This is a genomic window from Burkholderia stagnalis, assembly GCF_039848545.1.
GTDB classification, from domain to species: domain Bacteria; phylum Pseudomonadota; class Gammaproteobacteria; order Burkholderiales; family Burkholderiaceae; genus Burkholderia; species Burkholderia stagnalis.
The window spans coordinates 2,456,411-2,475,604 of the sequence record NZ_CP156685.1; the positions used below are offsets into that span (position 1 = coordinate 2,456,411).

17 protein-coding genes and 1 tRNA gene are annotated in these 19,194 nt (G+C 70.4%); 14 read left to right on the top strand and 4 right to left on the bottom strand.

Going from position 1 to position 19,194, the window contains the following annotated elements; translation table 11 throughout:
• Positions 1-12 precede the first annotated feature (12 nt).
• From ABFO07_RS11390 to ABFO07_RS11405, 4 genes are all read left to right on the top strand, one after another.
• Positions 13-948, top strand: coding sequence for an alpha/beta hydrolase (locus ABFO07_RS11390; RefSeq protein WP_347467238.1), 936 nt, complete (start codon positions 13-15; stop codon positions 946-948).
• Positions 945-2,009, top strand: coding sequence for a FecCD family ABC transporter permease (locus ABFO07_RS11395; RefSeq protein WP_059906177.1), 1,065 nt, complete (start codon positions 945-947; stop codon positions 2,007-2,009). The genes ABFO07_RS11390 and ABFO07_RS11395 overlap by 4 nt, the downstream gene beginning before the upstream one ends.
• Positions 2,002-2,814, top strand: a complete 813-nt coding sequence (locus ABFO07_RS11400; RefSeq protein ID WP_060147753.1) for an ABC transporter ATP-binding protein — start codon at positions 2,002-2,004, stop codon at positions 2,812-2,814. The genes ABFO07_RS11395 and ABFO07_RS11400 overlap by 8 nt, the downstream gene beginning before the upstream one ends.
• Before the next feature lie 123 nt (positions 2,815-2,937).
• Positions 2,938-3,024 (top strand) — tRNA-Leu (locus ABFO07_RS11405).
• A 195-nt stretch (positions 3,025-3,219) separates the two neighbouring features.
• On the opposite strand, the gene ABFO07_RS11410 is transcribed toward ABFO07_RS11405, so the two are convergent.
• Positions 3,220-3,420: a hypothetical protein gene (locus tag ABFO07_RS11410; protein WP_060147751.1), complete on the bottom strand. Its 201-nt coding sequence runs from the start codon at positions 3,418-3,420 to the stop codon at positions 3,220-3,222.
• A gap of 125 nt (positions 3,421-3,545) precedes the next feature.
• Here ABFO07_RS11410 and ABFO07_RS11415 point away from each other — a divergent pair, with 125 nt between their 5' ends.
• The 8 genes from ABFO07_RS11415 (at position 3,546) to ABFO07_RS11450 (ending at position 13,572) form a co-directional block, all read left to right on the top strand.
• Complete coding sequence (locus ABFO07_RS11415; RefSeq protein ID WP_059560843.1) at positions 3,546-4,796, top strand: ROK family protein; 1,251 nt, start codon at positions 3,546-3,548, stop codon at positions 4,794-4,796.
• On the top strand, positions 4,783-6,336 hold the full coding sequence (locus ABFO07_RS11420) for a sugar ABC transporter ATP-binding protein (protein WP_059962648.1): 1,554 nt from the start codon (positions 4,783-4,785) through the stop codon (positions 6,334-6,336). The genes ABFO07_RS11415 and ABFO07_RS11420 overlap by 14 nt, the downstream gene beginning before the upstream one ends.
• Positions 6,337-6,377: 41 nt before the next feature.
• The gene (locus ABFO07_RS11425; RefSeq protein WP_059560264.1) at positions 6,378-7,415 is read left to right on the top strand and encodes an ABC transporter permease subunit; all 1,038 of its coding nucleotides are present in this window, start codon (positions 6,378-6,380) and stop codon (positions 7,413-7,415) included.
• 76 nt (positions 7,416-7,491) lie between these two features.
• Positions 7,492-8,436: an ABC transporter substrate-binding protein gene (locus ABFO07_RS11430; protein WP_059807115.1), complete on the top strand. Its 945-nt coding sequence runs from the start codon at positions 7,492-7,494 to the stop codon at positions 8,434-8,436.
• A gap of 40 nt (positions 8,437-8,476) precedes the next feature.
• Positions 8,477-10,075: a glucose-6-phosphate isomerase gene (pgi, locus tag ABFO07_RS11435; protein ID WP_347467242.1), complete on the top strand. Its 1,599-nt coding sequence runs from the start codon at positions 8,477-8,479 to the stop codon at positions 10,073-10,075.
• An 8-nt stretch (positions 10,076-10,083) separates the two neighbouring features.
• Positions 10,084-11,022, top strand: coding sequence for a carbohydrate kinase family protein (locus ABFO07_RS11440; RefSeq protein WP_347467244.1), 939 nt, complete (start codon positions 10,084-10,086; stop codon positions 11,020-11,022).
• On the top strand, positions 11,019-12,506 hold the full coding sequence (gene zwf, locus ABFO07_RS11445; protein ID WP_124489912.1) for a glucose-6-phosphate dehydrogenase: 1,488 nt from the start codon (positions 11,019-11,021) through the stop codon (positions 12,504-12,506). The genes ABFO07_RS11440 and zwf overlap by 4 nt, the downstream gene beginning before the upstream one ends.
• Positions 12,507-12,552: 46 nt before the next feature.
• Complete coding sequence (locus ABFO07_RS11450; RefSeq protein WP_347467246.1) at positions 12,553-13,572, top strand: hypothetical protein; 1,020 nt, start codon at positions 12,553-12,555, stop codon at positions 13,570-13,572.
• 6 nt (positions 13,573-13,578) lie between these two features.
• Here ABFO07_RS11450 and ABFO07_RS11455 read toward each other — a convergent pair whose 3' ends face one another.
• The 3 genes from ABFO07_RS11455 to ABFO07_RS11465 form a co-directional block, all read right to left on the bottom strand.
• The gene (locus ABFO07_RS11455) at positions 13,579-15,297 is read right to left on the bottom strand and encodes a SulP family inorganic anion transporter (protein ID WP_060350948.1); all 1,719 of its coding nucleotides are present in this window, start codon (positions 15,295-15,297) and stop codon (positions 13,579-13,581) included.
• A 22-nt stretch (positions 15,298-15,319) separates the two neighbouring features.
• On the bottom strand, positions 15,320-15,946 hold the full coding sequence (locus tag ABFO07_RS11460; RefSeq protein WP_060159545.1) for a ParB-like protein: 627 nt from the start codon (positions 15,944-15,946) through the stop codon (positions 15,320-15,322).
• A 130-nt stretch (positions 15,947-16,076) separates the two neighbouring features.
• Positions 16,077-16,619, bottom strand: coding sequence for a GNAT family N-acetyltransferase (locus tag ABFO07_RS11465; RefSeq protein ID WP_059906170.1), 543 nt, complete (start codon positions 16,617-16,619; stop codon positions 16,077-16,079).
• Positions 16,620-16,892: 273 nt separating this feature from the next.
• On the opposite strand from ABFO07_RS11465, the gene ABFO07_RS11470 reads away from it, so the two are divergent.
• Positions 16,893-18,113, top strand: coding sequence for an MFS transporter (locus tag ABFO07_RS11470; RefSeq protein WP_059560830.1), 1,221 nt, complete (start codon positions 16,893-16,895; stop codon positions 18,111-18,113).
• A 216-nt stretch (positions 18,114-18,329) separates the two neighbouring features.
• Positions 18,330-19,151, top strand: coding sequence for a TetR/AcrR family transcriptional regulator (locus ABFO07_RS11475; RefSeq protein WP_059560244.1), 822 nt, complete (start codon positions 18,330-18,332; stop codon positions 19,149-19,151).
• The last annotated feature ends 43 nt before the right edge of the window (positions 19,152-19,194 follow it).

The window sequence follows — 19,194 nt, forward strand, 5'->3', positions numbered from 1 at the left end:
CCTCACTCCACCATGCGTCGCGGCCTGCTCTTCGCCGGACTCGCGGGCGCGCTTGCAACCCGCGTCGCGCCGGCCGGCGCCGCGTCCGATACGCCCGACACCGCCGCGTGGCCCTCGCCCGCCGACGCGCCGCCCGTGCGGATTCCCGGCAGCCACCAGTTCGACGTGACCGTCGCGGGCCGGGCCCGCCGCCTGTTCGTCGCGCTGCCGGCCGAACGCTCGGCCACCGCGCCGCATCCGGTGCTGGTCGTGCTCGACGGCAACGCGCTGTTCCCGCTCGCCGCGCCGCTCGCGCGCAACCGCGCGGCACGGCCCGACGCCGGGCACGCGCCCGCGCCGGTCGTGCTCGGCATCGGCTACCCGACCGATGCGCCGTACGACATGCAGGCGCGCGCCGACGACTACACGCTCGCGCCGCTGCCGAACGGACAAGGCCTCGCGGCGGACCGCTTTCTCGATTTCGTCGAGCACGACGTGCAGCCGTGGCTCGCGCGCCAGTGGCCGATCGATGCGGGCAGGCAGACGCTGTTCGGCCACTCGTACGGCGGGCTGCTGACGCTGTATGCGCTGCTGACGCGCCCGCACCTGTTCCGCCGCTACGTCGCGGCAAGCCCGTCGATCTGGTGGGGCGAACGCGCGCTGCTGCCGTATGCCGACCGCTTCGCCGCAACGGCGGCGCCGCTCGACCCGGCGCTGCGCCTCGTCGTGACCGCCGGCAGCCTCGAGGAAGGCGCGCCGCATCCGGACGCCGAACGCATGCGCCGGCAACAGGCGCGCAAGCAGGTCAGCTCGGCCCGTGACTTCGTGCAGCGCGTGGGCGGCCGTGCGGGCCTCGACGCGACGTTCCGGCTGATCGACGGCGAGGACCACGGCGGCGTCGTGGTGCCGAGCGCGGCGCTCGCCGCGCGCATCGCGTGCGCGCCGGATCCTCGCGGAGGTGCCGCATGAGCACGACGGCTCCGGTTCCGCCCGCGTCGCTGAAGGTCCGCTACCGCGCGATCGCCGCGCGGCGCGTCGGCGCGCTCGCGATGCTGGCCGGCGTGCTCGTCGCGCTGCTGGTCGTCGACATCGCGACCGGCCCATCGTCGTTCCCGGTCGCGGATATCGTCACCGGGCTGCTGCGCCCGGACGCACTGCCGCTCGAACAGCGCGTGATCCTGTGGAACGTGCGCCTGCCGTATGCGCTGATGGCCATCCTCGTCGGCGCGTCGCTCGGGCTCGCCGGCGCGGAGATGCAGACGGTGCTGAACAACCCGCTCGCGAGCCCGTTCACGCTCGGCATCGCCGCGGCCGCGAGCGTCGGCGCGTCGCTCGTCGTGATCTCCGGCTGGCATCTCGTGCTGTGGAACGAGAACCTCGCGCTGTCGCTCGGCGCGTTCGGCTGCGCGATCGGCGCGACGCTGCTGATCGTCTGGCTCGCGTGGCGGCACGGCGCGACGACCGAAACCGTCGTGCTGTTCGGCATCGGCCTGATGTTCAGCTTCGAGGCGCTGTTGTGGCTGCTGCAATTCGTCGCCGACGCGAACGCGCTGCAGCAGATCGTGTTCTGGAGCATGGGCAGCCTCGCGCGGGCGACCTGGAGCAAGATCGCGATCCTCGCATGCGTGCTCGGGTTCAGCGCGGTGTGGTCCGCGCCGGGCGTCGCGTCGATGACGGCGCTGCGCGCCGGCGAGGAACAGGCGCGCAGCATGGGCATCGCGGTCGAGCGGCTGCGGCTCGTCACGCTGATCCGCATCAGCCTGCTGTCGGCCACCGCGCTGTCGTTCGTCGGCACGATCGGCTTCGTCGGCCTCGTCGGGCCGCACGTCGCGCGGCTGCTCGTCGGCGACGACCATCGCCACTACCTGCCCGGCGCGGCGCTCGCCGGCGCGATCATGCTGTCCGCTGCGTCGGTGCTCAGCAAGACGCTCGTCACGGGCGTCGTGCTGCCGATCGGCATCATCACCGCGCTCGTCGGCGTGCCGCTCTTCATGACGCTGATCAGCCGCCGCAGGAGGCACGATGGATAAACCGCCACGGGCACTCCGCATCGATGGCCTCGACGTCGCTTATGGCGCGCGCACGATCCTCGCGAAGTTGTCGCTGCAGGCGATCCCGCCCGGCAGCGCGGTGGCGCTGCTCGGCCCGAACGGCGTCGGCAAGTCGACGCTGCTGCGCGCGCTCGCCCGGCTCGTCGCCGCGCGCGGCGCGCTCACGCTCGACGGGCACGACCTGCTGCGCGGCGCGCGCCGCGAGCATATGCGGCGGGTCGGATATCTGCCGCAGACGCTGCCGCAGCCAACCTCGCTGCTCGTCTACGAAGCCGTGCGCGGCGCGCTGCGCGCGACCTGCGGCGGCCTGTCCGCCGACGCGCAGGACGCTCGCCTCGAACGGGTGTTCGGCCAGTTGAACCTGCATCCGCTCGCCACCACGTCGCTCGACCGGCTGTCGGGCGGGCAGCGCCAGATGGTCGGGCTCGCACAGGTGCTGGTGCGCGAAACGCCGCTGCTGCTGCTGGACGAGCCGACGAGCGCGCTCGACCTGCGCTGGCAGTTGCTCGCGCTGGAGGCGATGCGCGACGCGGTCGCGCGGCGCGGCGCGATTGCGCTCGTCGCGCTGCACGACCTGAATCTCGCCACGCGCTTCTGCGACCGCCTCGTGCTGCTCGGCCGCGACGGCGTGCTGGCCGACGGCGGCGCTGCCGACGTGCTGACGCCCGCCAACCTGCGGCGCGCCTATCGCGTGGATGCGCGGGTCGAGCGCACGGCGTCGGGCGACTACGTGACGCTCGCCGAACGGGCGGCCTCGGTGGAGGAACTTGCGTCGACAGGTTGAGTGCAGGTCGGGTTGTTCGGCGTGCACGCGATATTTTTTTAATCCGGAACGAAAAAGCTGTTGACAGCCTTCGCGGCTGCTCTATAATTGCGGTCTTTCGCGATGCAGCAACAAGCGAAACGTGCCCAGGTGGCGGAATTGGTAGACGCACTAGGTTCAGGTCCTAGCGGTGGCAACACCGTGGAGGTTCGAGTCCTCTCCTGGGCACCATCTGTTTTTTGAAAGGCCGGCTATATGCCGGCCTTTCTCATTTCTGCGCCCGGGAAGCAAAGCGCCTGCGCGCTTTGCGTGAGGACTCGAAAGGCCGCGCTTGCAGGCGCAGCCGGGGTCGCCTCGTGTGACCGAGTCCCCTGCTGGGCGCCATCTGTTTTGAAAAGGTCGGCTTCGTGCCGGCCTTTTTCATTTTCAGCCCAGGAAGCAAAGCGCCTCCGCGCTTTGCGTGAGGACTCGAAAGGCTGCGCTTGCGAGCGCAGCCGCGATCGCGCCCGTGCGACCGAGTCCCCTCCTGCGCACCATCTGTTTTGAAAAGGTCGGCTTCGTGCCGGCCTTTTTCCATTCCTGCGCCCGAATTTCAGAGAAGGCGGCCGCGACGCCGGCCTTCCTCATTTCAAACTCCCCCCCCCCAATGCCCGGGATTTCCCTAGGCTGACATGCCGATCGCCACGCGGTTAAATAAATCAACGTGATTTATTTAATGCGCCACCAACCGGCGCGCCATGGAAGGAGACACCATGCGAAGCCCGCACATCGGCCAGGGAAGCAACTCGGCCAACGTGCGCCGTTACAACGAGCGCCTGTTGCTGAAGGCCCTGCGGCGCGCGGGCAGCGCGTCGAAGGCCGACCTCGCGCGCCTCGCGAACCTGACCGGCACGGCCGTCGGCAGCATCATCGCGTCGCTCGCCGACGCGAAGCTGATCGAGTTCACCGGCCGTCGCGTCGAAGGCCAGCGCGGCCAGCCCGCGTCGCTGATCCGTCTCGATCCGCGCGGCGCGTTCGGGATCGGCGTCCACCTCGACCGGATGCGCATCGAAACGGCGCTCGTCAACTTCGACGGCGACGTGCTCGGCCGCGTCACGCACGACACGCTGCTGCCCCCGCCTGCCGACGTGCTCGAGATCGTCCGCCGCGACATCGACGCAATGCAGGCCCTGCTCCCCGCGCATGAACGCGAGCGCCTGACCGGCATCGGCGTCGCGCAGCCGTACAACCTCGGCAGCTGGATGCGCGAACTCGGCCTCGCGCCCGACACGTTCCGCCCGTGGGAAGACGTCGATTTCGCGAGCGAGCTCGGCCGCGCGGTGTCCCTGCCCGTGTTCGGCGAAAACGACGGCAACGCGGCCGCGATCGCCGAGCTGTTCTACGGCGTCGGCCGCCAGCAGGACGACTTCGTCTACCTGTTCATCGGCCCGGCGATCGGCGGCGGCATCGCGATCGACGGCGACTGCCTGCGCGGCGTCACCGGCAACGCAGGCGACATCGGCGTGATGCCGGTGCCGCCGAGCCGCCTGCCGTCCGCGCCGCCGCCGCGCGGCCCGTGGGACATCCTGCTCGCACGCGCATCGCTGCACGCGCTGGTGCGCCACCTGCGCCACAGCGGCGAGCAGGTCGACAACCGCGCCGACCTCGAAGCGTGCATCGCGCGCGGCCTGCCCGCCGTCGACGAATGGATCGACGATTGCGTCGACGCGCTCGCCCCCGCGCTGCGCGCGGTGCTGTGCGTGGTCGACGCGCCCGTCGTCGTGCTCGACGCCGACACCGACGCGGGCCTGATCGACGCAGTCGCCACCCGCCTGCGCTCGGCCCTCGTCGCGACCGCGCCCGAAGCGCGCGGCACGCCGGCGCTGGTGCGCGGCACGTTCGGCGCGGACGCCGGTGCGATCGGCGCCGCGACGCTGCCGATGTTCTTCAACTTCTCCCCGCGAGCCGGCATCCTCAAAGGCGCAAGCGCGGAATCGCAGGAGGTCAACCATGTCGCGATCTGAGTCGCCCCGCCCGCTGCTCGAGATGCGCGGGATCAGCAAGACGTTCCCGGCCGTGCGCGCGCTCGACGACGTGAGCCTGACCGTCTATCCGGGCGAGATCCATTCGCTGATGGGCGAGAACGGCGCGGGCAAGTCGACGCTGATGAAGATCCTGTCGGGCGCGTACCAGGCCGACGCGGGCGGCGAGATCCTGATCGACGGCCAGCGCATCGACATCGACGGCCCGCTTGCCGCGCGCGATGCCGGCGTCGCGGTGATCTACCAGGAACTGTGCCTCGCGCCGAACCTGACGGTCGCGGAAAACATCTACGTCGGCCGCGAACTGCGGCGCGGCAACCGCCGCTGGGGCACGATCGACCGCGCGGCGATGGCGCGCGGCTGCGAGGACGTGCTCCAGCGCCTCGGCGCGCCGTTCGGGCCCGACACGCTGGTCGGCACGCTGTCGATCGCCGAGCAGCAGCTCGTCGAGATCGCCCGCGCCGTGCACACCCGCGCCCGCATCCTCGTGATGGACGAGCCGACCACGCCGCTGTCGTCGCGCGAAACGGAACACCTGTTCCGGCTGATCCGCCAGCTGCGCGAGGAAGGCCTCGCGATCATCTACATCAGCCACCGGATGGCCGAGATCTACGAGCTGTCGGATCGCGTGTCGGTGCTGCGCGACGGCACCTACGTCGGCACGCTCGAGCGCGCGGCGCTGTCGGCCGAGCGGCTGGTCGCGATGATGGTCGGCCGCGACATCTCCGGCTTCTACAAGAAGGAACACGCGCCGTACGACCGTGGCCACCTGCTGCTGTCGGTGCGCGACGTCGCCGACGGCGGCCGCGTGCGCGGCTGCAGCCTCGAGCTGCACGCGGGCGAGGTGCTCGGCATCGCGGGGCTCGTCGGCGCGGGCCGCACCGAGCTTGCGCGGCTGATCTTCGGCGCGGAGCCGCGCACGCGCGGCGACGTGTCGGTCGACGGCAAGACCTTCGGCGCGCATTCGCCGCGCGACGCGATCGACGCGGGCCTCGTCTACCTGACCGAGGACCGCAAGCGCCAGGGCCTGTTCCTCGACATGAGCGTGCGCGACAACATCAACATCTCGGTGTGCAACCGCGACGCGCGGCTCGGCGCGCTCGATCTGGCGCGCGGCGCCGAACGCGCGCGCGACGCGATCGCATCGCTGTCGATCCGCGTGCCGCACGCGAACGTCAACGTCGGCGCGCTGTCCGGCGGCAACCAGCAGAAGGTGCTGCTGTCGCGCCTGCTGGAGACGAAGCCGCGCGTGCTGATCCTCGACGAGCCGACCCGCGGCGTCGACATCGGCGCGAAATCCGAGATCTACCGGATCATCAATGAACTGGCCCGCGCGGGCGTCGGCGTGATCGTGATCTCGAGCGAGCTGCCGGAAATCATCGGCGTCGCCGACCGCGTGCTGGTGATGCGCGAAGGCGAGATCGCTGGCGAGCTCGGCGGCTACAGCGGCGCGCCGATCACGCAGGAGGCGATCATCGCGCTCGCCACCGGCTCGCAAACGGAACCGGCAGACGCGCACTGAGCGTTGCCGATCATTTTCCCCATTACATTCAGGCTACCGAAATGATCAACCCGACCAAGCAGCGGAACCTCGCTTCCGCGCCGGCCCATCCGGTGCACGACCGCGCGCCGCAGGCGCGTGTCGCCGACCACCGCGCGCGCATGCAGTCGCTGATGCGCACCGCCGGCATGCTGCCCGTGCTGGTGCTGCTCTGCATCGGCTTCGGCCTGCTCACCGACGGCTTCTTCACGCTGCAGAACCTGTCGATCGTCACGCAGCAGGCATCGATCAACATCGTGCTCGCGGCCGGCATGACGTTCGTGATCCTGACGGGCGGCATCGACCTGTCGGTCGGCTCGGTGCTCGCCGCCGCGGCCGTCGCCGCGCTGCTCGCGTCGAACATCCCCGGCTGGGGCTGGCTCGGCGTGCCGGCCGCGCTCGTGGTCGGCCTCGTGTTCGGCATGATCAACGGCGGCCTGATCGCGCTGCTGCGCCTGCCGCCGTTCATCGTCACGCTCGGCGCGCTGACGGCCGTGCGCGGCGTCGCGCGCCTGATGGGCAACGACACGACGATCTTCAACCCGCAGCTGCCGTTCGCGTTCATCGGCAACGGCACCCTGCTCGGCGTGCCGTGGCTCGTCGTGATCGCCGGCGCGGTGATCGTCGCGTCGTGGTTCATCCTGCGCCGCACCGTGCTCGGCATGCGGATCTACTCGGTCGGCGGCAACCCGGAGGCCGCGCGCCTGTCCGGCATCAACGTGCGCATGATCCAGCTGTTCGTCTACGCGGCGTCGGGCCTGCTCGCCGGCCTCGGCGCGGTGATGTCGGCCGCGCGGCTCTATGCGGCCAACGGCCTGCAGCTCGGCCAGTCGTACGAGCTCGACGCGATCGCCGCGGTGATCCTCGGCGGCACCAGCTTCGTCGGCGGCGTCGGCTCGATCGTCGGCACGCTGATCGGCGCGCTGATCATCGCGGTGCTCACCAACGGCCTCGTGCTGCTCGGCGTGTCCGACATCTGGCAATACATCATCAAGGGCCTCGTGATCATCGGCGCCGTCGCGCTCGACCGCTACCGCCAGCGCGATTCGGCCCGCACCTGACACCCCCTTTCATTTATCGGGGCGCAGGCAGGTCCTCCTGCGCCCGCCGTCCAACGGACCTCACGGAGACAACGACATGTTCAAGCCCCAAGCTGTCCTGACCGGCATCGCCTGCGCGCTCGCGTTCGCAACGGCCGCCGCGCACGCGGCCGACAAGCCGTTGAAGTCGATCGGCATCACGGTCGGCTCGCTCGGCAACCCGTACTTCGTCACGATCGCGAAAGGCGCCGAGGCGCGCGCGAAGCAGCTCAACCCGAACGCGAAGGTCACGGCCGTGTCGGCCGACTACGACCTGAACAAGCAGTTCACGCAGATCGACAACTTCATCTCCGCGCACGTCGACATGATCCTGCTCAACGCCGCCGACCCGAAGGCGATCGAGCCCGCGGTGAAGAAGGCGCAGGCGGCCGGCATCACGGTGGTCGCGGTCGACGTCGCGGCGGCCGGCGCGAACGCGACCGTGCAGACCAACAACGTGAAGGCCGGCGAGCTCGCGTGCGACTTCCTCGCGAAGAAACTCAACGGCAAAGGCAACGTGATCATCGAAAACGGCCCGCAGGTGTCGGCGGTGGTCGACCGCGTGAACGGCTGCAAGGCCGTGCTCGCGAAGAATCCGGGCATCAAGCTGCTGTCTGCCGACCAGGACGGCAAGGGCTCGCGCGAAGGCGGGATGAACGTGATGCAGGGCTACCTGACGCGCTTCCCGAAGCTCGACGGCGTGTTCACGATCAACGATCCGCAGGCCGTCGGCAGCGACCTCGCCGCGAAGCAGCTCAACCGCACCGGCATCGTGATCACGTCGGTCGACGGCGCGCCCGACATCGAGACCGCGCTCAAGACCAACACGCTCGTGCAGGCGTCGTCGAGCCAGGATCCGTGGGCGATGGCGCAGCAGGCCGTCAACGTCGGCTACGGGATCATGAACGGCCAGAAGCCCGCCAACCCGATGATCCTGATCGAGCCGGCGCTCATCACGCGCGACAACGTGAAGAGCTACAAGGGCTGGAGCGCCCCGCACTGATCCTTCCGAACCCGAACCTGAACCCGCACCCTTGCCGATCATGACCCTGCTGACCCGGACGCCCGCGTGGCGTGCCCTCGCCGACCATCGCGACGCGCTGGCCGGCACCCCGCTGCCCGAGCTGTTCGCGCGCGATCCCGAGCGCGCCGCGCGCTTCTCGCTCGAGGCGGCCGGCCTGTTCGTCGACTTCTCGAAGCATCCCGTCGTCGACGAGACGATCGCGCGGCTCGTCGCGCTCGCCCGCGCGAGCGGCGTCGAGGCGCGGCGCGACGCGATGTTCGCCGGCGAGCGGATCAACGCCACCGAGCGCCGCGCGGTGCTGCACGTCGCGCTGCGCGACCGTTCGGGCACGCCGCGCTTCGTCGAAGGCACGGACGTCGCCGCGCAGGTCGCGGCCGTCCTCGCGAAGCTGCGCGCCTTTGCCGGCGCGGTGCGCGACGGCGCGTGGCAAGGCCACTCGGGCCGCGCGATCACCGACGTGGTCAACATCGGCATCGGCGGCTCGGATCTCGGCCCGAAGATGGTGTGCGAGGCGCTGAAGCCGACCGCGCACGAACGGCTGACGATGCACTTCGTGTCGAACGTCGACGGCGCGGACATCGCCGAAGTGTTGAAGCGCGCCGATCCCGAGACGACGCTGTTCATCGTGTCGTCGAAGACCTTCACGACCCGCGAGACGCTCGTCAACGCGCATACGGCGCGCGCGTGGCTGCTCGCGAGCGGCGCGCCCGAGGCCGCGATCGCACGGCATTTCGTCGCGGTGTCGACCAACGCGGACGCGGTTGCCGCATTCGGCATCGACCCGGCCAACATGTTCGAATTATGGGACTGGGTCGGCGGCCGCTATTCGCTCTGGTCGGCGATCGGCCTGCCGATCGCGCTGCAGAACGGCATGGATGCGTTCGACGCGCTGCTCGACGGCGCGCATGCGATGGACCGCCATTTCGCCGATGCGCCGCTCGAACGCAACCTGCCCGCGCTGCTCGCGCTGATCGGCATCTGGCATCAGAACTTCCTCGGCGCGACGAGCCACCTGATCGCGCCGTACGACCGCTACCTGCACCGGCTGCCCGCTTACCTGCAGCAGCTCGACATGGAGAGCAACGGCAAGTCGGTGACGCTCGCGGGCGAGCGGGTGGACTACGCAACCGGCCCGGTGATCTGGGGCGAACCCGGCACCAACGGCCAGCACGCGTTCTTCCAGCTGCTGCACCAGGGCACCGCGGTGATTCCCGCGGACATGATCGTCTGCATGCAGCCGCAGCACGCGTTCGACGCGCATCACGACATCCTCGTCGCGAACTGCTTCGCGCAGTCCGAGGCGCTGATGAACGGCGCGCGCTCGCCCGACGAGCCGCATCGCCACTTCGAGGGCAATCGCCCGACCACCACGATCTGCCTGGACCGGCTCGACCCCGCGTCGCTCGGCGCGCTGATCGCGCTGTACGAGCACAAGGTGTTCGTGCAGGGCGCGGTCTGGCAGATCAACTCGTTCGACCAGTGGGGCGTCGAGCTCGGCAAGCGGCTCGCGGTCGCGATCGAGAACGAACTCGACGCGCCGGGCCCGGCCCGCTCGCACGACGGCTCCACCAACCAGCTGATCAACCGCTACAAGGCACGGCGCGGCACCGCGGCGTGAGCATCGACATGACGACGAACCTCCCCCGCCTGGTCGTATTCGGCGAAGCGCTGACCGACTTCATCCGCGACGATGCGCAGCACTGGCACAGCATCGCCGGCGGCTCGTGCTGGAACGTGGCGCGCGTCGGCGCGCGGCTCGGCGTGCCGACCGGCTTCGCCGGCACGGTCAGCCGCGACATCTTCGGCGACGAGCTGATGCGCAAGAGCGCCGAGGCCGGGCTCGACATGCGCTTCATGCGCCAGGTCGACCGCGCGCCGTTCCTCGCGATGGTCGTGTCGAAGCAGCCGCCGAACTACTTCTTCATCGGCGAAAACAGCGCCGATCTCGCGTTCGACCCGGCCGCGCTGCCCGCCGGCGCGCTCGACGCCGCCGAGATCGTGCACGTCGGCTCGCTCGGCGTCGTGCGCGAGCCGCTCGCGTCGCGGCTGATCGACATCGCGCAGGCCGCGCGCGCGGCCGGCAAGCGGATCTCGTTCGACCCGAACTTCCGCGCGCCGATGGCCGATCCGTCGTATCGCGCGACGCTGCGCCGGCTGGCCGGCCTCGCCCATTACATCAAGGTGTCCGACGAGGACCTGAGCGGCCTGTTCCCCGAACTCGACGAGGCCGCCGCGCTCGCGCAGCTGCGCGCGTGGGCGCCCGACGCGGCCGTGCTCGTCACGCGCGGCGCGTCCGGCATGCAGCTGTTCCATGGCGGCGACACGCTGTTCCAGCCGGCCTTCCCGACCGAGGTCGCCGATACCGTCGGCTGCGGCGACGCGAGCGTCGGCGGCTGGATGGCGAGCCTCCTCACGCGCCCCGACGCGCCGGCCGCCGAGCACCTGCGCTACGCGGCCGCCTGCGCGTCGGTCGCGTGCGCGCACGCGGGCGCCTATGCGCCGACGGCGGCCGAGGTGGCCGCCTTGCTCGACACGTCGGCCGCGGCCGTGGGCGTGCCGCGATGAATACGGCCCACGCAAGCGCCGCGCGCGACCCGTCGGCTTTCGTGTTCGTGCTGTTCGGCGGCACGGGGGATCTCGCGATGCGCAAGATCCTGCCGGCGCTGTACGCCGCGCATCGCGACGGCCTGCTCGCGCCCGCCGGACGCATCGTCGCGGTCGCGCAGAACCCGTTCGATCATGCGCAATACCTGCGCTGGGTCGACGCGTCCGTGCGTCCGCACGTCGAGCGCGCAACGTTCGACGCCGCGTCATGGCGCGGCTTCGTCGAACGGCTCGCGTACGTCGCGCTCGACGCGAGCCGGCCGGACGCGTTCGCGCGCCTCGCCGACGCACTCGAATCGATACCGTGCCGGCGCATCTTCTATCTCGCGACCGGGCCGTCGCTGTTCGTGCCGATCTGCCGCTCGCTCGCGGCGGCCGGCCTCGCGCCGGCGTCGTCGCGCGTCGTGCTCGAGAAGCCGCTCGGCTACGATCTCGCGTCGTCGGCCGCGATCAACGACGCGGTCGGCGAGATCTTCTCCGAAGAGCAGATCTACCGGATCGATCATTACCTCGGCAAGGAAGCGGTGCAGAACCTGTTCGCGCTGCGCTTCGGCAACGTGATGTTCGAGCCGCTGTGGCGCCGCGAATGGATCGAGAACATCCAGATCACCGTCGCGGAGGAGCTCGGCGTCGGCGGGCGCGGCCCGTTCTACGACCAGACCGGCGCGCTGCGCGACATGGTGCAGAACCACCTGCTGCAACTGCTCGCGATCATCGCGATGGAGCCGCCGCAGTCGATGGATGCCGACGCGGTGCGCGACGAGAAGCTGCGCGTGCTGCGCGCGCTGAAGCCGCTCGCCGACGACGAGATCGCGCGCAGCGTCGTGCGCGGCCAGTATCGCGCGGGCGCGGTGCGCGGCGTCGCGGTGCCGGCCTACCACGACGAACCGGGCGTGACGCCCGGCAGCACGACCGAGACCTTCATCGCGTTGAAGGCGGAAGTCGACAACTGGCGCTGGGCCGGCGTGCCGTTCTTCCTGCGCACCGGCAAGCGGCTCGCCGATCGCGTCGCGGAGATCGTCGTCAACTTCCGCCCGGTGCCGCATGCCGCGCTCGGCGCTGCGTCGCTGCGCTCCGGCTCGAACCGGCTGACGATCCGCCTGCAGCCCGACGAGTCGATCCGGCTCGGCACGCTCGCGAAGCAGCCGGGGCTCGGCATGACGCTTCAGGGCGTGCACCTCGATCTCGCGTTCGACCGCTTCTTCCAGCAGAACCGGATGGAGGCCTACCAGCGCCTGCTGCTCGACGTGATCGCGGGACGCCTCGCGCTGTTCGTGCGCCGCGACGAGCAGGAAGCCGCGTGGCGCTGGGTCGCGCCGATCCTCGGCGGCAGCGCGCCGCGCTCGCCAGCGCCGAAGCCGTATGCGGCCGGCAGCTGGGGCCCCGCGCCCGCCAGCGCGTTGCTCGCGCGGCACGGCACCTGCTGGCGCGAAGAAGAAAACTGACCGGCGGCACGCCGCTCAACGACTCCTGAACTCACGCATCGACCTCATGGAATCAGTCTGGCATCTCGAATGGGCGCACGGTGCATTCGACGTGCATGCACGCGGCGGCATGCTCGGCGGCGTCACCTTCGACAGCGGCACGCGCGTCGTCCGCCCGTTTTACGAACCGCCGTGGCTCGACGAACCGGGCGCGCTGCCCGACGGCCTGCTCGGCACGATGCGCAGCGAATTCGCGTGCGTGCCGTTCGGCGTGCCCTACGCGCCGGACGGCCTCGCCGACGGCTGGCGCGACGCGGTTGCCACGCCGCTCGCCGCGCACGACGCGAGCGACGATCTTCAGCATGGCTACGGATGCATCGGCGAATGGGCCTGCGTGCGGCGCACATCGCACGACATCGAGATCGCGCTCGACTATCCGGCCGGCTCGCCGATCGCGCGTGTCACGCGCACGATCCGCGCCGATCCGCAGCGCGCGGCGCTCGACATCGTGCTGCGGATCGACGCGCGCAGCGCCGCGCGCCGCCCGGCCGGCCTGCATCCGAACCTCGCGCTGCCGGCGCTCGCCGGCGCCCTCCGGATCGAGCCGGGCGCGTTCCGCTTCGGCATGGTCCACCCGGGCGGCCCCGAGCGCGGCGTGTCGCGCGGCCGGCCCGGCGCGACGTTCGAGACGCTCGACCGCGTGCCGCTGGCCGACGGCGGCTGGCGCGCGTTCGACCGGCTGCCGTTCGCCGACGCCACCGAGGAAATCGTGCAGCTGTGCGGGATCGACGGAAGCGTGACGCTGCACGACGACGCGGCCGGCGCCGCCTACCGGCTCACCTGGGATGCGGCTGCGCTGCCGTCGCTGCTGCTGTGGATCAGCAATCGCGGCCGCGCGTATGCGCCCTGGAACGGCCGCAACCTGTGCGTCGGCGTCGAGCCGGTTGCGAGCGCGTTCGAGCTCGGCTGCCGCGCGTCGCTCGCGCCGAACCCCATCAACACGCGCGGCGTCGCGACCGCGGTGACGCTCGATCCGGCGCGACCGCTCGAGATCGCGTACCGCTTCGAGGTGCTCGACGCGCGCTGACGCCCGTCAGGCGCCCTCCGTCGCCACCCTGCCCGATGCCTGCAGCTGCTGCAGGCTCTCGTCGACGCTCAGCTCCGACATCGCATCGGTGCGCAGCGTGTCGTCCGCCGCGCGACGCAGCGCATGCAGCGCGTGCAGCTTGAGCCGCACCATCGCGAAGCGCTGGCCGCGCGCCGCGCATTCCGCGGCGAACGTGCGCAGCGATTCGATCGTCGTGCCGTCGACGTCGGGCGTCTCCTCGAGGCTCAGCAGCACCGTGTGCGTATCCGGCGCCGCCTTCACGAGCGCACGCACGCGGTTCAGCATCCGGTCCGCGTTCGCGAAGAACAGCTGCGCCTCCGGCCGCGCGATCAGCACGCCGGGCACCGGCATCGCGTCCGCGTGAATCGACACGTCGACGAAATCGTGGCTGTCGCGCAGCCGGCCGAGCACGCTCACGTTCGGCTCCGACAGCTTGCGCAGCGTCAGCAGCAGGCTCACGCCGATCGCGGCGAGCAGCCCGTGCAGCACGCCGAGCACCAGCACCGCGAGCAGCGCGGCGATCACGACGAGCCGGTCGCGATGCCAGAGCCAGTACGGCCGGAACACCGCCGGATGCAGCGAATGGCTGACCGCGAAGATCACGATCGCCGCGAGCACCGGCTCGGGCGTGCGCGCCAGTTGCGGCAGCAGCAGCCACACGATCAGCGCGATCACGCCAGCCGCCCACAGCCCGGCGAAGCGCGATTGCGCGCCGGCCGCCTCGTTCGCGGACGTCGCCGAATAGCCGGCGCCGACGGGCATCCCGTGCAGCAGCCCCGACACGAGATTCGCGCAGCCGAGCGCGACGAGGTCGCGGTTCGGCAACACCGCGTCGCCATGCTTCAGCGCGAAATTTCGGATCGATCCGTAGGATTCCGCATAGAGGATCAGCATCAGCGCGAACGCGAGCTCGGTGGTCTGCATCCACGCGTTGCGGTCGAGCGACGGCAGGCCGAATGCGATGTGCTGGAAATCGATGTGCCCGACGATCGCGATCCCGTAGCGCTGCCAGTCGACGAAGTAGCCGGCGACGATCGACAGCACGATCACGACCAGCGTCGCCGGCACGCGCGAGCGGCGCCCGAGCACGAACAGCAGCGCGAGCGCCCCGCCGCCGAGCGCGACGCTCGCGAAGTTCGCCCGCGCGAGGCCTTCGACAAGGTCGAGCGCCACGCGCGGCGCATCGCTGTGCTGCACCTGGATCGCGAAGATCTTCGGCAGCTGCTTGATCACGATGGTCAGCGCGAGCCCGAACGTGAAGCCGCGCAGCACCGGCCGCGCGACGAAGTCCGACATGCCGCCGAGCCGGAACGCGCCCGCGAGGATGAACAGCACGCCCGTCATCGCGACGAGCGCCGCCGCGAGCGCGAGCTGCGCGGCGAGCCCCATGCTCGACTCGGCGAACACCGTCGCCGCGAGCACCGCGGCCGACGACGACGTCGACGAGACGATCGCGAACCGGCTGCTGCCCGTCAGCGCGTAGACGACGAGCCCCGACAGCAGCGCGATCAGGCCGGCCTGCGGCGGCAGGTTCGCGAGCCCCGCGTATGCAACCGCTTCCGGGATCAGCAGGCCCGCGATCGACACGCCGGCCAGCGCATCGCGGCCGAGCCGCTGCGCGCGCGGCGGCGGCGCCGCATCGAGCGTGGCGAAATGGTCCGCATGCTGCGGGCCGGCGTCGGTATGGTTCGGCGTGGTCGTCATGCGGGGGCGTGGCGCGCGCGGGTCAGCCTTTCGCGACGATGACGCCCGACCAGCCGGGCAGATAGCGCGCGTTCTGCTCGTGCGCGTGGGTCAGCGCGGCGGCGAGCGCCTTGTCGAAGTTCTTGCGGATCTGGTCGAGCGTCACGTGCTGGCGCAGGTAGTCGGCCCACAGGAATTCGCTGAACGGCGTCGCATCCTTCGCATAGCCGCCCGCCGTGCGCAGCTCGCCCGCGAGGCTGCGGTACGGATCGTCCTCGAGGCCGGTGAGCGCGTTCGGCAATTGCGCATAGTCGCGACGCGCACCGTCCGCGCCGAACGGGTGCACCCACTGGTTGTGCTCCATCATCCGCCAGAAGATCGTCTCGTCGAGCCACGACAGATCCTTCAGCAGCATCGCCTTGACGGTCGTCTCGCCTTCCTCGATCAGCGCGAGGCCGAGATGATGGTGATCGGTGATGAAATGCCGGCCGTCGGGCCCGACGACCGCCGGGAACCAGTGCGAATCGATCGCCGCCTTGCGCTCGCGCTTGCCGAGCGCTTTCCAGTGCTTGCGCTTGGCTTTCACTTCCCGGTAGCCGACCGTCATCTGGGTCGGGCGCAGCGCGTCGAGCTTGACGGGGATGAGATGAACATCGCGGCCGATTGTCATGATCGTTCCCTCTGCAAGCAAATTCCGGCAACGATACTCCTGATCGCATGCGGCGTTAATACCGCGCATCCCTCGCGTGCCCCGGTTTGACGATCCATGACAAAACCTGCCGCGCGCCGCATGACGCGCGCTACGCGCGCAGGTCGTCGCGCTCGAGCCGGTGGCGCACGTACGGAATGCCGTCCTGCACGACGCCGATGCGGCGCATGCCGAGCTTGCGCGCGACGTTCAGCGAGCCGGCGTTCGCCGCCGCGATGTCGGCGATCACGCGCGGCAGCCGCACGGTATCGAACGCATGGCGCACCATGGCCACCGCGGCCTCGCTCGCGATGCCCCGCCCCCACGCCGCGCGCACCAGCCGCCAGCCGATCTCGATGTCGCGCGCGCCGTTCGCATAGTCGGGAATCAGCAGCATCCAGCCGATGAACGCGTCGGGCGCCGCCTTCTCGAAGATCGACCAGTAGCCGAGCCCGGGCGGATAGTCGCGCGTGATCCGGTGCTCGACGAAGCGGCGGTGCTCGACCGGGTCGTGCCACGGCCCGGCGATGTGCCGCGTGACCTCCGGGTCGCGATCCATCGCGAGGCACGCCTCGAGATCGGCGAGCACGCGCGGCCGCAGCCACAGGCGGGTGGTCTCGAGCACGGGCAGCGCAACGGCGGGACGATCGGTCATCGGGGCTCCTGGGTCGGCGCATGCGCGCCGTCGATTGACGAATACATGACAACCGCCCTTCAGGACCACGACACGGCACGCGCACGGCGCGTCGCGATCTAGTATTGCAGGGCGCGAAACAAACCATTTCGTAGGGATTATTCCCGATTCGGCGGCGGCGCGGGCCGCCGCATGCGGCACGGCATCCTACACTCGATGATGCCCCCGCGCGGCGCGCCGGCCGGGCGGCCGCTGCGAACCGTCACGGCGCAAGCCAACGAGGAGACGTCCGCCATGAGCTGGACCCGCGAGCAACGCAACGTCACGATCGCCGCCTATCTCGGCTGGACGCTCGATGCATTCGATTTCTTCCTGATGGTCTTCGTGCTGAAGGACATCGCGGCCGAGTTCGATTCGAGCATCCCGGCCGTCGCGTTCGCGCTGACGCTGACGCTCGCGATGCGCCCGCTCGGCGCGCTGATCTTCGGCCGCCTCGCCGACCGCTTCGGCCGCCGCCCGACGCTGATGGTCAACATCGCGTGCTATTCGCTGATCGAGCTCGCATCGGGCTTCGCGCCGAGCCTGACCGCGCTGCTCGTGCTGCGCGCGCTGTTCGGCGTCGCGATGGGCGGCGAATGGGGCGTCGGCTCCGCGCTGACGATGGAGACCGTGCCGACCCATGCGCGCGGCATCGTGTCGGGGCTGCTGCAGGCCGGCTACCCGAGCGGCTACCTGCTCGCGTCCGTGGTGTTCGGCGTGCTCTACCAGTACATCGGCTGGCGCGGGATGTTCATGATCGGCGTGCTGCCCGCGCTGCTCGTGCTGTACGTGCGCGCGCACGTGCCCGAATCGCCGGCGTGGAAGCAGATGGAACAGCGGCCGCGCCCGAGCCTCGCGTCCACGCTGCGGCAGAACTGGAAGCTCGCGATCTATGCGGTCGTGCTGATGACCGCGTTCAACTTCTTCTCGCACGGCACGCAGGACCTGTACCCGACCTTCCTGCGCGAGCAGCATCACTTCGATCCGCATACCGTGTCGTGGATCACGATCGTGCTGAACATCGGCGCGATCGTCGGCGGGCTCACCTGCGGCGCGCTCTCCGAAAGAATCGGCCGGCGCCGCACGATCTTCATCGCCGCGCTGATCGCGCTGCCGGTGCTGCCGCTGTGGGCGTACTCGAGCGGCCCGCTCGCGCTCGCCGCGGGCGCGTTCCTGATGCAGATTTCCGTGCAGGGCGCGTGGGGCATCATTCCCGTGCACCTGAACGAGATCTCGCCCGACGACATCCGTGCAACGTTCCCCGGCTTCGTTTACCAGCTCGGCAACCTGCTGGCGTCCGGCAACGCGACGATGCAGGCGTCGCTCGCGGTGTCGCACGGCAACGACTACAGCCTCGCGCTCGCGCTCGTGTGCGGCACCGTCGCGATCGTGATCGCCGTGCTGATCGTGTTCAGTCCCGAACGGCGCGGCGTCGACATGACGCAATCGGTCAATACGCGTAGCAGCGTCGGCTGAAACCATCGCTTGACGCGCCGCACCATGCCGCGCGGCCCGCCACGCGGCGGCCGCGCGATCGTCTTGCCGCACCTGCACATCGATCTAGAGGTTTCTGTCCAGATTCAGCGCTTGCCCGCGCCCGGCGCGTCTTTTTATCTTAATAAAAACGATTGTTTGAAATTACAAATTCGAATCGCCGGATCGCCGCCGCGCGATCGGCATGGGAGGCGGAACATGGCAGTGGGTCAGGTGGGGCGGCCGTCCGCGGGACGGCCGTCCGGCAGCCGGCAAGCCGGCGGCACCAAGGCGCGCATCCTCGATGCAGCCGAGGATCTGTTCGTCGAGCACGGCTTCGAGGCGATGTCGATGCGGCAGATCACGTCGCGCGCGGCGGTCAACCTCGCAGCGGTCAACTATCACTTCGGCAGCAAGGAGGCGCTGATCCACGCGATGCTGTCGCGCCGCCTCGACCAGCTCAACCAGGAGCGGCTGCGCATCCTCGATCGCTTCGACGCGCAGCTCGGCGCGCACGTCACGTGCGAGCACGTGCTCGGCGCGATGTTCATTCCCGCGCTGAAGGCGTCGCGCGACCCCGAGCGCGGCGGCCGCGCATTTCTGCGGCTGATCGGCCGCGCGTACACCGACCCGTCGCCGTTCGTGCGCAACTTCCTGACCGCGCACTACGCGAGCGTCGCCGTCCGCTTCTTCGATTCGTTCCAGCGCGCGCTGCCGTACCTGCCGCGCACGGAGCTCGGCTGGCGGCTGCACTTCGCGATCGGCGCGCTGTCCGGCGCGCTCGCGGGCGCCGAGACGGAAAGCCTGATCGACGAGTTCTCGCAGGGCCGCACGATGGACGACGTGCAGATGATCGCGCGCCTGTCGTCGCTGATCGTCGCCGCGCTGAAGGCGCCGATGCCCGACAGCGCGCAACTCGCGATCTTCGCGGCGGTGCTCGACGACGCCGGCGCCAACGACGCGCCGGCCGCGCCGCCCGCGCTGCCCACCTTGCCGGCGGACTCGCCCGCCGACGACGCGACGCTGCACCCCGCCACCTGACCGCACGCGGCCGCGCCTGTGCGCGCGGCCTCATCCTCATGAT

What these genes read in the sequence shown, in the direction of transcription:
- ABFO07_RS11455 (WP_060350948.1), bottom strand. Translation starts at nt 15,297, where the DNA reads ATGACGACCACGCCGAACCATACCGACGCCGGCCCGCAGCATGCGGAC.
- ABFO07_RS11475 (WP_059560244.1), top strand. Translation starts at nt 18,330, where the DNA reads ATGGCAGTGGGTCAGGTGGGGCGGCCGTCCGCGGGACGGCCGTCCGGC.
- ABFO07_RS11470 (WP_059560830.1), top strand. Translation starts at nt 16,893, where the DNA reads ATGAGCTGGACCCGCGAGCAACGCAACGTCACGATCGCCGCCTATCTC.
- ABFO07_RS11395 (WP_059906177.1), top strand. Translation starts at nt 945, where the DNA reads ATGAGCACGACGGCTCCGGTTCCGCCCGCGTCGCTGAAGGTCCGCTAC.
- pgi (WP_347467242.1), top strand. Translation starts at nt 8,477, where the DNA reads ATGACCCTGCTGACCCGGACGCCCGCGTGGCGTGCCCTCGCCGACCAT.
- ABFO07_RS11415 (WP_059560843.1), top strand. Translation starts at nt 3,546, where the DNA reads ATGCGAAGCCCGCACATCGGCCAGGGAAGCAACTCGGCCAACGTGCGC.
- ABFO07_RS11410 (WP_060147751.1), bottom strand. Translation starts at nt 3,420, where the DNA reads ATGAGGAAGGCCGGCGTCGCGGCCGCCTTCTCTGAAATTCGGGCGCAG.
- ABFO07_RS11430 (WP_059807115.1), top strand. Translation starts at nt 7,492, where the DNA reads ATGTTCAAGCCCCAAGCTGTCCTGACCGGCATCGCCTGCGCGCTCGCG.
- ABFO07_RS11400 (WP_060147753.1), top strand. Translation starts at nt 2,002, where the DNA reads ATGGATAAACCGCCACGGGCACTCCGCATCGATGGCCTCGACGTCGCT.
- ABFO07_RS11390 (WP_347467238.1), top strand. Translation starts at nt 13, where the DNA reads ATGCGTCGCGGCCTGCTCTTCGCCGGACTCGCGGGCGCGCTTGCAACC.
- ABFO07_RS11420 (WP_059962648.1), top strand. Translation starts at nt 4,783, where the DNA reads ATGTCGCGATCTGAGTCGCCCCGCCCGCTGCTCGAGATGCGCGGGATC.
- ABFO07_RS11465 (WP_059906170.1), bottom strand. Translation starts at nt 16,619, where the DNA reads ATGACCGATCGTCCCGCCGTTGCGCTGCCCGTGCTCGAGACCACCCGC.
- ABFO07_RS11450 (WP_347467246.1), top strand. Translation starts at nt 12,553, where the DNA reads ATGGAATCAGTCTGGCATCTCGAATGGGCGCACGGTGCATTCGACGTG.
- ABFO07_RS11440 (WP_347467244.1), top strand. Translation starts at nt 10,084, where the DNA reads ATGACGACGAACCTCCCCCGCCTGGTCGTATTCGGCGAAGCGCTGACC.
- ABFO07_RS11425 (WP_059560264.1), top strand. Translation starts at nt 6,378, where the DNA reads ATGATCAACCCGACCAAGCAGCGGAACCTCGCTTCCGCGCCGGCCCAT.
- zwf (WP_124489912.1), top strand. Translation starts at nt 11,019, where the DNA reads ATGAATACGGCCCACGCAAGCGCCGCGCGCGACCCGTCGGCTTTCGTG.
- ABFO07_RS11460 (WP_060159545.1), bottom strand. Translation starts at nt 15,946, where the DNA reads ATGACAATCGGCCGCGATGTTCATCTCATCCCCGTCAAGCTCGACGCG.